Annotated in this window: 1 protein-coding gene; it reads left to right on the forward strand. The window is 42.2% G+C overall.

Features of this window, described 5'->3' with window-relative positions; genetic code table 11:
* On the forward strand, positions 1-794 hold a 794-nt coding region (locus AC1DPZ_RS28345), incomplete at both ends, for a molybdopterin-binding protein (protein WP_477409826.1).

Here is a 794-nt window from a genome sequence, read left to right on the forward strand (position 1 = left end):
CCACATACTTAAAGCCCTGGCCGAAGCTGCGGTACGAGCAAAAATTATATTTATTACGGGAGGCCTGGGGCCAACAAAAGATGATATCACCAAGAAAACACTGGCCGAGTATTTTGGTGTCGGTCTTGTTGAAAATAAGGAAGCGCTTGAAAATGTGGAACGTATTTTTGCTAAATACAATCGCCCTTTGCTTGAAGTTAACCGGTTGCAGGCTCAGGTACCTGCAAATTGCGAGATTGTATTAAACAAAAACGGCACAGCGCCGGGTATGTGGTTTAACCATGAAGGCATTATTTATATTTCAATGCCGGGCGTCCCCTTCGAGATGATGTACATGATGGAAGACGAAGTGATTCCTAAAATAACTACTACATTAAAGCTTCCATCCATTATTCATAAAACACTTTTAACCGTAGGTGAGGGTGAATCATTTTTAGCCGAACGGATAGCTGATATTGAAAACGAACTCCCATCTTACATTAAATTAGCCTATTTACCCAAATTGGGCCAGGTTAGGTTGCGTTTAAGCGCTTTTGGTGATGATGTTTTACAGCTTCAAAAACAAATTGATGAATTTTCGGGTAAAATAATCGAACGCATTGGGCCTGTGTTTGTGGTCGACCGGGATATCCCACTCGAAAAAGCTATCCTTGATAAAATGGCTGGAAGAGGTTTTACCTTATCCATAGCCGAAAGCTGCACGGGCGGATATATTTCGCATTTGTTTACACAGCACGCGGGCTCGTCAAAAGTGTTTTTGGGTGGGGGAATCACCTATTCAAACGGGTTAAAAG

The organism is Mucilaginibacter sp. P4_G9 (assembly GCF_056400985.1).